This is a genomic window from Gordonia sp. IITR100, assembly GCF_002009645.1.
Classification (GTDB): Bacteria; Actinomycetota; Actinomycetes; order Mycobacteriales; family Mycobacteriaceae; genus Gordonia; species Gordonia hongkongensis.
This window is the reverse complement of the sequence record NZ_MVKV01000019.1, coordinates 14,495-27,393: the sequence shown is the minus strand read 5'-3', so window position 1 is coordinate 27,393 and position 12,899 is coordinate 14,495. Positions and strand designations below refer to the sequence as shown.

The following is a 12,899-nucleotide window of genomic DNA, read 5'->3' as shown; positions in this document are numbered from 1 at the left end:
TCACCACCCGCCCGGCAGGGGCCGTCCTTCGGCGAAGCCGGCGGGCGACTGGATGCCCAACACCACCTTGTCGTGGAGTTCGCGCAGGTTGCGGGCGCCGGTGTACGTGGCCGTGCTGCGGACGCCCGCACAGATGTGGTCGATGACGTCCTCGACGCCGGGCCGCTCCGGGTTCAGGCGGATCCGTGAACTCGAGATGCCCTCTTCGAACAAGCTCTTGCGTGCTCGGTCGTAGGTGCTGTCGCCGCTCGACCGGGCCGCGACCGCCCGCTTCGAGGCCATGCCGAAACTCACCTTGTACGGACCCCGCTCGTCCACGAGCAGGTCGCCCGGTGACTCGTGGGTCCCGGCGAACCACGAGCCGACCATCACGTTCGACGCCCCGGCGGCCAGTGCGAGCGCGACATCGCGCGGGTGTCGGACACCGCCGTCGGCCCAGACCGCTGCACCGTGTCCCGCGGCGACCGCGGCGCATTCGGCGACCGCCGAGAACTGGGGACGCCCGACGCCGGTCATCATGCGGGTGGTGCACATCGCGCCCGGCCCGACACCGACCTTGATGATCGACGCGCCGGCGTCGATGAGGTCGAGCGTGCCCTCGGCCGACACGACATTGCCGGCCGCGATCGGGACGCCGAGGTCGGCGTCGGCGACCGCGGACAGCGCGGTGAGCATCTTCTCCTGATGGCCGTGCGCGGTGTCGATCACCAGTAGATCCGCTCCCGCGGCGACCAACGCGCGAGCCTTGCCCACGACGTCGCCGTTGATGCCGACGGCCGCCGCGATCCGCAGGGCGCCGGCGGAGTCGAGGTTCGGCGTGTAGATCGCATGCCGCAGGGCACCGACGCGGTTGAGCACCCCGGTGAGCCGGCCGTCGGGTTCGACGAGCACGGCCAGGCCCAGGTGCAGGTCACCCAGCGCGTCGAAGACCTCGCGGGGCGGGGTGTCGACGGGCAGCGTCACGATGTCGGGGTCGGCGATCTCGCGGACCCGGGCGAACCGGTCGACGTCGCGGCACCGTCTCTCGGTCACGACACCCACCGGCCGGCCGTCTTCGACCACGACGGCCGCGCCGTGGGAACGCTTCGGGATCAACGCGACCGCATCGGTGACCGACGCGTCCGGGTCGAGGGTGACGGGTGTGTCGGCCACCAGGTGCCGTGACTTCACGAAGGCGATGGACGCGGCGGCCGCCTCGATGGGCAGGTCCTGGGGGAGGACCACGAGCCCACCGCGGCGGGCCACCGTCTCGGCCATGCGCTTGCCCGCCACCGCCGTCATGTTCGCCACGACCAGCGGGATCGTGGTACCGCTGCCGTCCGACGTCGACAGGTCGACGTCGAATCGGGAACTGACATCCGACCTGCCGGGGACGATGAACAGATCGTCGTAGGTCAGATCATGTGTCGGCCGGTGGCCTTCGATGAATCGCACTGGGGTTCGCAGGCTCCTATTCGGTCATTTCGGAGCGGTCGCCGCTCCACAGTGTGTGGAACGTGCCCTCCTTGTCGATGCGCTGGTAGGTGTGCGCACCGAAGAAGTCGCGCAGACCCTGGGTCAGCGCGGCCGGCAGCCGTTCGGCGCGCAGACCGTCGTAGTACGACAGCGACGACGCGAAGGCCGGCACGGGTATACCGAGCAGCGTCGCGGTCGAAACCACCCGGCGCCAACTGTCGATGCCGACCTCGACGGCTTCGCGGAAGTACGGCGCGAGAAGCAGGCTCGGAAGGGCGGGGTCGTCGTGGTAGGCCTCACGGATGCGGTTGAGGAACTGTGCCCGGATGATGCAGCCGCCGCGCCAGATGGTGGCCAGTGCTCCGCGGTCGACATCCCAGCCGTACTCGGCGCTGCCGGCGGCGATCTGATCGAAGCCCTGGGCGTAGGCGACGACCTTGGAGGCGTATAGGGCCGTCTTGATGTCGTTGACGAAGCTCTCGCGGTCGGCGGGGGCCGAGCCGAGATTGCCCGACGACAGGCCGCGCGCGGCGACGCGCTGATCGGTGGCGCTCGACAGGGCGCGGGCGAACACGGCCTCGGCGATCCCGGTCGTCGGGATGCCCAGGTCGAGTGCGGACTTCACCGTCCAGCGGCCGGTGCCCTTCTGACCCGCGGCGTCGACGATGACGTCGACCAGCGGCTTGCCGGTCTCGTCGTCGACCTGGCTGAGGACCTCCGCGGTGATCTCGATCAGGTAGCTCTCGAGTTCGGTGGTGTTCCAGTCGCGGAAGACGTCGGCGATCTCCGAGACCGGCATGTCCAGGGCCTTGCGCATGAGGTCGTAGGCCTCGCCGATGAGCTGCATGTCGGCGTACTCGATGCCGTTGTGCACCATCTTGACGAAGTGGCCGCTGCCGTCGGGCCCGATGTGGGTGCAGCACGGCTCGCCGTCGACCTGGGCGGCGATCGACTCGAGGAGGGGCCCGAGCGACTCGTAGGACTCGGCGGGTCCGCCCGGCATGATCGACGGGCCGTTGAGCGCGCCCTCTTCGCCGCCGGAGATGCCCGCGCCGACGAAGTTGAGTCCGCGGGCCGACATCGCGGCCTCGCGCCGGATGGTGTCGGTGTAGAGGGCGTTGCCGCCGTCGATGATGATGTCGCCCGGCTCCATCGCGTCGGCGAGTTCCTCGATGACCGCGTCGGTCGCGTCGCCCGCCTTCACCATGATGAGGACCCGGCGCGGACGCTCGAGTGCGGCCACGAACTCGGCCACCGTCTCGGTACGGATGAAGTTGCCGTCGCCGCCGTGGTTTTCGAGCAGCGCGTCGGTCTTGGCGATGCTGCGGTTGTGCAGCGCGACGGTATACCCGTGACGGGCGAAGTTGCGTGCGATGTTCGAACCCATGACGGCCAGGCCGGTGACACCGATCTGGGCCTTCGCGGAGGAGGACGATGCGTCGACATTGTTCATGCGGACAGCCTATTGCCTCTGTGTCCGAAGCGGCGATCTGCCTCCACGTGTGACGGCGGTCCGATACCGCCGGGGGACAGGAGTCGTCAGAACGCCGACATGAGTCGGTTGAGCTCGGTCAGCCACGGGATCGCGACCGCGAGGGTCGGCAGGACCAGGATCGCGGCGGCGGCGATGTAGGCGCCGGCCGCGAGAACGCGTGCGGGACGGTCGTCGCGGAGGCGGTGGACGCGGGTCAGGGTCGTCGGCCCGCCGACCGCCATCGCCCCGCGGGGAGCCACCGCGTCGGCGCAGGCGACCAGTGCGCGACCCAGTGTCGTCGGGGTGGTCGCGCGGACGGCCTGGTCGTCGGCCAGTGCCTCGACGAGCAGTTCCGCGGCGCCGAGCGCCGAGCTGCTGCGGACGAAGCGGGGGAACGCCTCGTGCAACGCGATGAAGGCCTCGAGGACGAGGTCGTGGCGTGCGCGGAGGTGCGCGCGCTCGTGGGCGATCACCGCGACGAGCTCGTCACGGGTGAGGCGATGCACCACGCCTTCGCTGACCACGACGCGTTGCCGCAGGCCGGGCAAGCAGTAGGCGAGGGGTTGTTCGACGTCGATCATCCGGACGTCGCGGGCGTAGAGCGGATCATCGGCGTCGTCGGTCCGGTCGCAACGGTCGAGGATGTCGATGAGCTGACGGTGCGCCTTGCGCCGGGCGCGGGTGCGCAGGCCGACGCGGATCACGGTGTAGAACAGCCGCGCGCCGACGAGCAGGGTGAGCACGAAGACCCCGACGCAGAGGAGCCACAGCGGCCAGCCGAGGCGTTCGATCTCACGGACCGGGTGGGTCGTCGGGGTGCCGTCGGGACCGATCACGAGGATGTTCGCCGCGATCGCCAGGCCACAGCTGAACGCCGACAGCACGGCGGCCAGGGCAATGGCCTGCCACAGCGTCATCGCCGCGCGTGGTGCTCGGATCGGCCAGCGGGCCCGGGACAGTGCCTCGGGTACGGGTCCGGCGAGCACCAGGCTGACGATGCCGAAGAGCAAGGCGGTCATCTGGTGATTCCTCAGGGTGGGCTGCGAGTGGTGGTGCCGCGAATCTAGCCGGTGTCGCTCGTTCCGCGGGCGGCTTCGAGTTCATCGAGTGCGGAACGGAGGGCGGCCGCCTCGTCGGCGCCCACGCGACCGACGAAGGACACCAGGGCCGCATGTCGGGAGCCGGGAGCGGCGGCCTCGCTGAGCGCGTCGACCATGAGGCTGGCGACCAGGTCCTCGCGGGGATGGGTGGGGACGTACTTGTGGGCCCGGTCGTCGCGGATCTGCGTCACCAGGTTCTTCTTCGCCAATCGCTGCAGGACCGTCATGACGGTCGTGTACGCAAGGGAGCGGTCCCGGGACAGTGCGGCGTGTACCTGCCGCACGGTCTGCGGGGTCGGACTCTCCCACAACGTGTCCATCACAGCGCGTTCGAGGTCGCCCAGGCCATTCATCTTTCGCATTTTACTGCTGTGCCTCCGTTTGTGGGTCCGGTGGATACCCAGTTGTTGTGTGTCGGTGTGCCGAGCGACGCCGATGTCGGTCACCACGCTCCTGACGTGGCCTTTTCCCGAACGCTTGACAGGTTGGTAAGGCTAGCCTACATTAAGTGTCACGTCGGACCGCGCGAGAGTCCTGAGGGCTGCAGAGACCCCCGGTCCACGGCACGGAAGGCCCCGCATCTCCCAGAGATGCGGGGCCTTCTGGGATCCTCGGGGGGCAAACGATCGGCGGTCGAGCCCGGTTCCCCGCCGAGTCCCGGACTGCTGTCGCCACGATCCGACCGACATGCGACTGTTGACGTCATGACTGCTGACAGTGCGGACGATGTTCTCCGGGATTCATTCGGCAAAGGGCTCGACGGGGTCCTGGGACTCGAGGTCGTCGAGGCCGGGCCGGGCCGGATCGTGGCCACGATGGAGATCACCGAGCGTCATCATCAGCCGTTCGGCATCGTGCACGGCGGCGTCTATTGCGCGGTCGGTGAGAGTGTCGCCAGCATGAGCGGTTTCCTCTGGCTGCAGGATTCCGGGATCGGCGGCACCGCCGTCGGGGTGAACAACAACACCGACTTCCTCCGGTCCGTCCGCGCCGGCACGGTCACCGCGACGTCCACCCCGATCCACCGGGGCCGTCGCCAGCAGCTGTGGGCTGTCGACATGGTCGACCAGGACGGAAAGATGCTGGCCAAGTCGCAGGTGCGGCTGCAGAACATCGAGGTCGCATAGGCCGTTGAGGCCCGCGTCACCCCATCGCCACTCGGCGCGCCGACCCCGTGTCGGCATGGCAGGATGACTCCTACTGCCCGGCCGGACCCACCGAACAGACCGTCCGGCCGAACACTCTCGAGGAGCGCTCCCGGTGCGACTGTCGCCGCATGAACAAGAACGGCTGTTGATCTCCTACGCGGCCGAGCTGGCCCGGCGGCGGCAGGGGCGCGGCCTGAAGCTCAACCACCCGGAGTCGGTCGCGCTGATCACCGATCACGTCCTGGAGGGCGCCCGCGACGGCCGGTCGGTGGCCGAGCTGATGACATCCGGCCGCGAGGTGCTCCGGCGCGACGACGTCATGGACGGGGTGCCGGAGATGCTGCACGACGTCCAGGTGGAGGCGACGTTCCCCGACGGCACCAAGCTGGTGACCGTGCACGACCCCATCGCCTGACGCCCCGCGATCGGGGCACCGTCCGAGGTGGATCGTGGCGCCCCGCGCCCGTCCATCGAACAGCAGCAGTCCAGAGGAGACCGAAATGTCGGGTACGCATCCCGGCCCGCGATCGACACTCGTGCCGGGTGAGGTCATCGCCGCTGACGGGACCATCGAGCTCAACGCGGGTGCCGACGCCGTCGAACTCCGGGTCGTCAACTCCGGCGATCGTCCGGTGCAGGTCGGCAGTCACGTCCACTTCCCGCAGTCGAACGCCGCACTCGTCTTCGACCGCGCTCGCGCACACGGCCGCCGCCTCGACATCCCGGCCGGGACCGCGGTGCGTTTCGAGCCCGGCATCGAGATGACCGTCGGTCTCGTCCCGCTCGGCGGAACCCGCGAGGTGTACGGGATCTCCTTGGAGCCCCCCGGTGCCTGCGGACCGGTCGACGCCGTCCGTACCGACGAGAGTGAGTGACGCATGGCCATCCTGGGACGTGACCGGTACGCACAGCTGTTCGGCCCGACCACGGGCGATCTGATCCGCCTCGCCGACACCGATCTGCTCATCGAGGTCACCGAGGACCTGTCGGGCGGACCGGGTCGCGCCGGAGACGAGGCCGTCTTCGGCGGTGGCAAGGTGATCCGCGAGTCGATGGGACAGAGTCGGGCGACCCGCGCCGACGGCGCCCCCGACACCGTCATCACCGGTGTCGTGGTCCTCGATCACTGGGGAATCATCAAGGCCGACCTGGGGATTCGGGACGGACGCATCGTCGCGATGGGCAAGGCGGGTAATCCCGACACCATGGACGGGGTGCATCCGGACCTGGTCATCGGGCCGTCGACCGAGATCATCGCCGGCAACGGCAAGATCGTCACCGCAGGCGCGATCGACTGCCATGTGCACTTCATCTGTCCGCAGATCATGGACGAGGCGCTGGGCAACGGGATCACCACCGTGATCGGTGGCGGTACGGGTCCGGCCGAGGGCAGCAAGGCCACCACCGTGACACCCGGCGCATGGCATCTGGCCTCGATCCTCGCCGCAACCGATTACTGGCCGATGAACATCGCGCTCCTCGGCAAGGGCAACACCGTCAGCGCCGAGTCGATGCACGAGCAGATCCGCGCGGGCGCTTCGGGTTTCAAGCTGCACGAGGACTGGGGCAGTACGCCCGCGGCCATCGACGCCTGCCTACGGGTCGCCGACGAGACCGGCGTGCAGGTCGCCCTGCACTCCGACACCCTGAACGAGGCCGGGTTCGTGGAGACGACCCTCGGCGCGATCGCCGGCCGCGGCATCCACGCCTACCACACCGAGGGCGCGGGCGGTGGTCACGCGCCGGACATCATCACGGTCGCGGCGTACCCGAATGTGCTTCCGTCGTCGACGAATCCGACGCGCCCGCACACGGTCAACACACTCGACGAGCATCTCGACATGTTGATGGTCTGCCACCATCTCAACCCCACCGTGCCGGAGGACCTCGCCTTCGCCGAGAGCCGGATTCGGCCGTCCACGATCGCGGCCGAAGACCTCCTGCACGACCTGGGCGCCATCTCGATGATCGGCTCGGACTCGCAGGCGATGGGCCGGATCGGCGAAGTCGTGCTTCGGACGTGGCAGACGGCGCACGTGATGAAGCGCAAACGCGGATCGCTGCCCGGCGACGGTCGGGCGGACAACAATCGCGCACGGCGTTACATCGCGAAGTACACGATCTGTCCGGCGCGTGCGCACGGCTTCGACGACGAGATCGGTTCGGTCGAGGTCGGCAAGCTCGCCGACCTCGTGCTGTGGGACCCGGCGTTCTTCGGGATCCGCCCCGATCTGGTCATCAAGGGCGGCGCCATCGCGTGGGCGGCGATGGGCGACGCCAACGCCTCGATCCCCACGCCGCAACCGGTCTTCCCGCGCCCGATGTTCGGTGCCGCACCGAAACTCGCGGCCGCGACGTCGGTCAGCTTCGTCGCCCCGGGTGCCGACGCCGATCTCGCCGGGCGCATCGGGGTCGACCGCAGGTTCGTCCCTGTCAAGAACACCCGCGGCGTCGGGAAGGCCGACATGGTCAACAACGACGCCTGCCCGACGATCGAGGTCGACCCCGACACGTTCACGGTGCGGGTCGACGGTGAGGTGTGGGAGTCCGAGCCCGTCGCCGAACTCCCGATGGCGCAACGGTATTTCCTGTTCTGATGCGACCCGACGACACGAACCCGGGCGCCTCCGCGCCGCTGGCGATGATGCTGGCCCTGGCGGATTCGCGTCTTCCGGTGGGTGGGCACGTCCACTCCGGTGGCGTCGAGCAGGCGATCACCGACGGATTCATCCGCACCGCAGGCGATCTCGCGTCCTTCCTGTACCGCCGGGTGACCACGAGCGGTCTCGTCGCGGCGTCGGTGGCGGCGGCCGTGGCCGACGGCGCGCTCGACGTGCCCCGCGCGCAACGCGAAACGGATGCGCGCACACCGTCGGCAGCCGCACGGAAGGCATCGCTGGCGCAGGGCCGCGGGATGGTGCGGTTGGCGCGGCGGATGTGGCCGGACGTCGATTGGTCGGCCCACCGGCCGTCGACGCATCTCCCCGTCATCAGCGGGTCGATCGGCGCGGTGTCCTCGCTGTCGGGTTTCCACACGGCCCTGATCCTCGTGTACACCACGATGGGCGGGTCGGCGACTGCCGGCCAGCGCCTGCTCGCACTCGACCCGGCCGACGTGTCGATCATGATCGCCGAACTCGGTCCCGAGTGCGAACGCGTCGCCGCCGAGGCCGCGGTCGGCCTGGCGGACCTGTCCGATCCGGTGCTCGACATCTTCGCCGAACGCCATGAGCGGCAACCGATGCCGCTGTTCATGTCCTGACCACCGCCCATCCATCCCGTGACCCGGCGAAGTCGCCGTCGCGAACCGAGAGGAGTTCCCATGCCCCCGCATCTCATCGACGGGCAGCCGCACACCCACGACCACAACCGGCCGCGCCGCAAGCGCGAGCCCGGCGAGGCGCTGCGCATCGGTGTCGGTGGCCCGGTCGGATCGGGCAAGACCGCGCTGGTGGCCGCACTGTGCCGACAGCTCCGGGACGAGTTGTCGGTCGCCGTGTTGACCAACGACATCTACACGACCGAGGACGCCGACTTCCTGCGCCGCAACGCTGTTCTGCCCGACGAACGGATCACCGCCGTCCAGACCGGCGGATGTCCGCACACCGCCATCCGGGACGACATCACCGCCAATCTCGACGCCATCGACGATCTCGTCGAGGCGAACCCACCGCTGGATCTGATCCTCGTGGAATCGGGCGGCGACAATCTCACCGCGACGTTCTCGACAGGTCTGATCGACGTGCAGATCTTCGTCATCGACGTCGCGGGCGGGGACAAGGTGCCCCGCAAGGGCGGACCCGGCGTCACGTTCTCGGACCTGTTGGTGATCAACAAGATCGATCTGGCCGAACGCGTCAACGCCGACCTCGACGTCATGCGGCGCGACGCGGCGAAGGTCCGCGAGGGCCGGCAGACCGCCATGATCTCGCTGACCGAGGACCCGGCCGCGACGGACGTGCTGGCCTGGGTCCGGGCCCAACTGGCGGCCCCGGTCGCCGCCGGGTGACGATGCGCACCGAGGTCGACATCGTCGCCACCGTCGAGCGTGGCGTGCGTCATCGGGCGGTCGGGGGACTGGGCGTGCGGGTGACCGCGCCAGGGCACGTTCAGCTGATCGGCACCGCCGCCACGCCGCTCGGTGGTGACGAGATCGTGGTGCGCATCGAGGTCGAACCGGGTGCGCAGTTGCGCCTCGGCAGCGTCGCGGCGACGATCGCGCTGCCGGCCCGCGACCGTCCGGACTCGTCGGCTCGGTGGGAGATCGCCGTCGGCGACGGTGGTCGCCTGCGCATCGACCCGCAACCGACGGTCGTCGCCGGTGGCGCGGTCCACCGCTCGGACATCACGGCACGACTCGCCGCCGGCGCCACCCTCGATCTACACGAGCACGTCCAGATCGGCCGGGCGGCGAGCATGACGGACGCCACCCTGGTCGACCGCGACCGGATGGGTGCCTGGACCGGGGGTCTGCGCGTCGAGGTCGACGATCAGGTGGTGCTGGCCCATCGGCTCTCGCTCGGTCAGGGCACACCCGCGGGGGCCGCGGGCCACCGGGCGGCGAGCAGCGTGTTCCGGTACCCCGACAACCGGCCCGGCGACGTGCACGGGACCGAGTTCGCCGCGCGTCTGCAGCTGGCCGGCGGCGCCAGTTTGACCACCGCCCTCGGGACCTCGGTCAGCGCCGCGCGGCGGTTGGCCGACGGCCTGGAGATCGACTCTCTGGCCGTCGTGCCGTAGACGACCGCCGGCGAGCCGGCCGCCGTCCGCGGATCAGCTGGCCTCGGCCTCGGATTCCTTGCCGTCGGCGTCCTTGCCCTCGGTGGGGACCGAGCCCGTCGCCCCGGGAGCGGTCGACGCGGAGTCGACTGATCCGGCATCGGTCTTCGCCGGTTCGGCATCGGAGGTCTCGCCGGCCTTCTCGAGCGCCGACAACTGGCCGATCGCGGTGCGCGCGTAGACCTGCTGCTCGGTCACCGCGAGCTGCGAACGGCCGCGCGTGGTGAACGCGAAGAACCAGTTGATCAGGGTGTTCAGGCGGTTGCGGAACCCGACCAGGTACACGAGGTGCAGCGCCAGCCAGCCGAGCCAGGCGAAGTAGCCCTCGGTCTCGAAGGTCTTCTTGATGCCGGGGATCGGGACCTGCATCACCGCGGAGTACCGCGAGATGGTCGCCATCGAGCCCTTGTCGTAGTAGCTGAACGGCTTGCGCTGGTCGGGGGTCTGCCCCTTCAGCTCGGCCTTGATGGCGTCCGCGGCATAGCGGCCGCCCTGGATCGCGCCCTGCGCCACACCAGGGACCCCGTCGACGGCCATCATGTCGCCGACGACGAACACCTCGGGATGGCCGGGAATGGTGAGGTCGGGGAGCACCTTCACCCGGCCGGCGCGGTCGAGTTCGACGCCCGACTGCTCGGCGAGCTGCTGGCCGAGCGGGCTGGCCTGCACGCCGGCCGACCACACCTTGCACTGCGACTCGATGCGGCGGGTGGTGCCGTCCTTCTCCTTGACGACCAGGCCGTCGTAGTCGACGTCGACGACCATCGCGTTCAGCTGGATCTCGACGCCCATGCGCTCGAGGCGGGCCGCGGCCTTGCCGCCGAGCTTCGGGCCGAACGGCGGCAGGACGGCCGGCGCGGCATCGAGCAGGATCACCCGGGCCTCGGTCGGGTCGATGTTGCGGAACGCGCCCTTGAGGGTCTTGTCGCTCATCTCGGCGATCTGGCCGGCCAACTCGACACCGGTGGGGCCGGCGCCGACGACCACGAAGGTCAGCAGCTTGGCGCGCTCGGCGGGGTCGTGGGACAGCTCGGCCTGCTCGAAGGCGCCCAGGATCCGACCGCGCAGTTCGAGTGCGTGGTCGATGGTCTTCATGCCGGGCGCGTACTCGGCGAAGTGATCGTTGCCGAAGTACGACTGATCGGCGCCGGCGGCGACGATGAGGTCGTCGTACGGGGTGACCGTGATGCGCTCGAGCAGGCGGGAGGTGACGGTCTTGGCCTCGAGGTCGATGTCGTACACATCACCCATGAGCACCGCGGTGTTCTTCTGCTTGCGCAGGACCACGCGGGTGGCCGGTGCGATCTCGCCCTCGGCGACGATGCCGGTCGCCACCTGGTAGAGCATCGGTTGGAACAGGTGGTGGGTGGTCTTGGCGATCAGCGTGACATCGACATCGGCCTTGGCCAGTCGCTGGGCGGCGAACAATCCGCCGAAGCCCGAACCGATGATGACCACTTTCCGACGGGTCGTGGCTGCTCCAGCGGGGGCCTGGACGGCGGGGCTGCTCATCTCCAGACATCTCCTTCCAGGTCGTTGGGCGACGGTCGTGCGGACTTCGGCGGACCCGAGTGGGGTGCTACCCGAGGGGGCCGTGTAGCGCCGGGGCCGGAGTACGACCGTGCATGTTCTCAACGGTAGTCAATGATGATCCGATGGGCGCGGCCAGAGGGGTGTTGCGCTCACGCGGTGAGACCCCCGGCCGACGACCATCGTTGCGAGCGCTCCTGCCAGTCGGCTCGGAGGAGCTCGTATTCGACCTCGGACCGGTCGCGGTCCGGGTGGATGGTCAGCAGCTCGGCCGAGTCCGCGGCGTCGTCGCAGAGGTGGATGGCGCACAGCGTCATCCCGAGCTTCTCCATCACGCGGCGCGACGACGCGTTGCGGGCGACCGTGCTCGCGAACACGCGCTCGGTGCCGAGGTGGTCGAACGCGAACGCGACGAGGGCGAACGCCGCCTCGGTCGCCAGTCCACGACCCCACACCGTGCGGCGGAGGCGATAACTCAGTTCCAGTTCCGCGCGACAACTGTGGCGGGGGGTGCGCAGCGAGATCCAGCCGAGGAAAGCGGTGGTGGCGGGGTCGCACAGCACCCAGGTGCCGGTGCCGTATCTCCGGTGCTCGGTCTCGGCGCGGGGCACCACCCACTCCTCGATGACGGCGCGCGGTGTCGCGGCGCCGCCGCTGACAAAGCGCATGACCTCGGGATCGCTGTCGAGATGGACGAGCTCGTCGACGTCGACCGCGGACACCGGGCGCAGCCGAGCCCGTGCCGTGTCGATGTTCACCCGAGCCCCTCACCGCGCGCGGGGGTGCGCGCACCGATTCGCTTGTCGTCCTGCCCCGGCGAGTGAGTCTACGGTCTGGATGACGGTGACTCCTGCAGTTCGTCCCACGCGTGTCCCGCACTAAGATCTGCGCCGTGGCCCTCGACCCAGACGCCCTCGATACCGACGCCCTCGATCCGAACGCGCGCGCAGCCGGTTCCGGCTATCACCTCGACATCCCGGTCGCGCTGCGCTGGGGCGACATGGACATCAACAACCACATCAACAACGTGCAGATCTCGCGCATCTTCGAGGAGAGCCGCGTGCGATCGTTCTTCGAGTGGATGCCCGACCGGCCGCGGAAGTTCTCGTTCCTCGTCGCACGCCAGGACATCGAGTTCTCCGCGCCCGTCCACTACTCGCTCGACCCCGTCCACGTCCGCACCTGCATCGGACGCGTCGGCCGGTCGTCGTTCGTCATGGCCCTGCGCCTGTTCGACCAGTCCGGGACGTTGTGCGCCACCGCCGAGACCACGATGGTCGTCGTCGATCCGGACACCGGCAGGCCGACCCCCATCCCCGACGACGCGCGGGGTCTGCTGTCCGCGCGGCTCGGGGAACCGGTGCGGTTCCACACACCTCGGACGAACGCAGCGGGCTGACCGGCCCGCGCCCG

At 69.5% G+C, this 12,899-nt stretch carries 14 protein-coding genes; 8 read left to right on the top strand and 6 right to left on the bottom strand.

Annotated elements, in window-relative coordinates; genetic code table 11:
* From B1818_RS20230 to B1818_RS20215, 4 genes are all read right to left on the bottom strand, one after another.
* Window positions 1–1,434, bottom strand: a complete 1,434-nt coding sequence (locus tag B1818_RS20230; RefSeq protein ID WP_078113804.1) for a GuaB1 family IMP dehydrogenase-related protein — start codon at window positions 1,432–1,434, stop codon at window positions 1–3.
* 16 nt (window positions 1,435–1,450) lie between these two features.
* Window positions 1,451–2,908: an NADP-dependent phosphogluconate dehydrogenase gene (gene gndA, locus B1818_RS20225; RefSeq protein WP_078113803.1), complete on the bottom strand. Its 1,458-nt coding sequence runs from the start codon at window positions 2,906–2,908 to the stop codon at window positions 1,451–1,453.
* A gap of 86 nt (window positions 2,909–2,994) precedes the next feature.
* Complete coding sequence (locus B1818_RS20220; protein WP_058253194.1) at window positions 2,995–3,948, bottom strand: M56 family metallopeptidase; 954 nt, start codon at window positions 3,946–3,948, stop codon at window positions 2,995–2,997.
* A 44-nt stretch (window positions 3,949–3,992) separates the two neighbouring features.
* A complete protein-coding gene (locus B1818_RS20215; protein ID WP_065629849.1) occupies window positions 3,993–4,391 on the bottom strand; it encodes a BlaI/MecI/CopY family transcriptional regulator in 399 nt (132 codons plus the stop codon).
* 342 nt (window positions 4,392–4,733) lie between these two features.
* On the opposite strand from B1818_RS20215, the gene B1818_RS20210 reads away from it, so the two are divergent.
* From B1818_RS20210 to B1818_RS20180, 7 genes are all read left to right on the top strand, one after another.
* Window positions 4,734–5,156, top strand: a complete 423-nt coding sequence (locus B1818_RS20210; protein ID WP_078113802.1) for a PaaI family thioesterase — start codon at window positions 4,734–4,736, stop codon at window positions 5,154–5,156.
* A 133-nt stretch (window positions 5,157–5,289) separates the two neighbouring features.
* Window positions 5,290–5,592 carry an urease subunit gamma gene (locus B1818_RS20205; protein ID WP_058253197.1) on the top strand — a complete coding sequence of 101 codons (303 nt, stop codon included), beginning with the start codon at window positions 5,290–5,292 and terminating at the stop codon, window positions 5,590–5,592.
* A gap of 85 nt (window positions 5,593–5,677) precedes the next feature.
* Window positions 5,678–6,052, top strand: a complete 375-nt coding sequence (locus B1818_RS20200; protein ID WP_058253198.1) for an urease subunit beta — start codon at window positions 5,678–5,680, stop codon at window positions 6,050–6,052.
* Between the two features lie 3 nt (window positions 6,053–6,055).
* Window positions 6,056–7,774: an urease subunit alpha gene (locus tag B1818_RS20195; RefSeq protein WP_078113801.1), complete on the top strand. Its 1,719-nt coding sequence runs from the start codon at window positions 6,056–6,058 to the stop codon at window positions 7,772–7,774.
* Window positions 7,774–8,439, top strand: a complete 666-nt coding sequence (locus tag B1818_RS20190) for an urease accessory protein UreF (RefSeq protein WP_078113800.1) — start codon at window positions 7,774–7,776, stop codon at window positions 8,437–8,439. The genes B1818_RS20195 and B1818_RS20190 overlap by 1 nt, the downstream gene beginning before the upstream one ends.
* A 60-nt stretch (window positions 8,440–8,499) precedes the next feature.
* Window positions 8,500–9,186, top strand: coding sequence for an urease accessory protein UreG (gene ureG, locus B1818_RS20185; protein ID WP_068972432.1), 687 nt, complete (start codon window positions 8,500–8,502; stop codon window positions 9,184–9,186).
* 2 nt (window positions 9,187–9,188) lie between these two features.
* Window positions 9,189–9,917 (top strand): urease accessory protein UreD, encoded by a 729-nt coding sequence (locus B1818_RS20180; protein ID WP_078113799.1) that lies wholly within the window; start codon window positions 9,189–9,191, stop codon window positions 9,915–9,917.
* Window positions 9,918–9,950: 33 nt separating this feature from the next.
* Here B1818_RS20180 and B1818_RS20175 read toward each other — a convergent pair whose 3' ends face one another.
* Together B1818_RS20175 and B1818_RS20170 are read right to left on the bottom strand one after the other, a co-directional pair.
* A complete protein-coding gene (locus B1818_RS20175; protein ID WP_078113798.1) occupies window positions 9,951–11,468 on the bottom strand; it encodes an NAD(P)/FAD-dependent oxidoreductase in 1,518 nt (505 codons plus the stop codon).
* A 170-nt stretch (window positions 11,469–11,638) separates the two neighbouring features.
* On the bottom strand, window positions 11,639–12,244 hold the full coding sequence (locus B1818_RS20170) for a GNAT family N-acetyltransferase (RefSeq protein WP_078113797.1): 606 nt from the start codon (window positions 12,242–12,244) through the stop codon (window positions 11,639–11,641).
* Between the two features lie 134 nt (window positions 12,245–12,378).
* Here B1818_RS20170 and B1818_RS20165 point away from each other — a divergent pair, with 134 nt between their 5' ends.
* The gene (locus B1818_RS20165) at window positions 12,379–12,885 is read left to right on the top strand and encodes a thioesterase family protein (protein WP_176455962.1); all 507 of its coding nucleotides are present in this window, start codon (window positions 12,379–12,381) and stop codon (window positions 12,883–12,885) included.
* The last annotated feature ends 14 nt before the right edge of the window (window positions 12,886–12,899 follow it).